This is a genomic window from Microcystis sp. 0824 (assembly GCF_003112475.1).
GTDB lineage: Bacteria > Cyanobacteriota > Cyanobacteriia > Cyanobacteriales > Microcystaceae > Microcystis > Microcystis aeruginosa_C.
On record NZ_BDSM01000061.1, the window covers coordinates 1 to 960 of the forward strand.

1 protein-coding gene is annotated in these 960 nt (G+C 43.2%); it reads right to left on the bottom strand.

Annotated features, from left to right (window positions below):
* Positions 1-278 (bottom strand): reverse transcriptase N-terminal domain-containing protein (locus N0824_RS19090; protein ID WP_199224935.1); only part of this gene is annotated, 278 nt, incomplete at its 3' end.
* Between the last annotated feature and the right edge of the window lie 682 nt (positions 279-960).

A 960-nucleotide genomic window follows, 5' to 3' on the forward strand; every position in this document is an offset into this window, starting at 1 on the left:
GATATTACTATCTTCCCATCAACTCCTGCTGTTTTCTTTCCTTGATTATCTTGGGTTACTTTGCGAACTGCTAATAGACGAGCGTAGTACGATTTCACCAATAGACGTTGCAACCTTCTAACCTTTGCATCCTGTCCCGATTTAGCCGCTTGGTATATCCTCTTTTGGAGCTTGAAAACGTATCTTTGGATTTTCCCCCAATTGATAGCTTTCCATACATTCGTAGTCTTAGTGGTTTTCGGTTTCCCGAATCCTTTACCTTCTCTCGATTTCGTCATATAGACTCCTACTAGACTCTATCCTTACAATCAAACCGTAACCTGTTAGCATATCTTGACTATTACCGTCAAGCGTTGGCTTTTGGTTACATCTCATACCCTTAAAGGCTTGCGCTTACACTTATCACTACTGGGTATTTCGACCTGTACCCAGAGCCTAAAAGGGCTTATCACGTTCTGTTTATATGGGCGTTCCATCTTTAGATTTGTCTTTTCCACCGGGGTACTTTTAAAGGTCTGTGTAAGTGATTTATGGAGTTCCTTACTTTTCCCTTTGTTCTTTTGAACGCAGTGTGTAAACCTATTTCACTACTTAGCTTTTACGATGGTTCAGGTCAGACATTCGGTTCACACCTAATCATGGATGGTTGGCAGTGGTCTCGGTTCTGGTGTTAGGTTACACCTCGGAGCCTTCCGTTCCCCGCTTCAGTCCCAGAGTTGTGATTTCTGAATCTGGGGGTGGCTATCGCCGTTACTCTCACCTTGTAAAGATTTATTACAAGTGTATTGACCTTGAGTCCCCTTGCCTGATTTGGTATCGGGTGATACTAAACGTTGGGACATATAAACAGTTATAAGGTTGGTCAGGGTTGACCTCTTAGATTCAGTCGGGGGACTGAAGACCTTACTAGGCGGTTATTTCAGGCATTTCAGCCCTATTTCATGCCTAAACGTTTCGCAC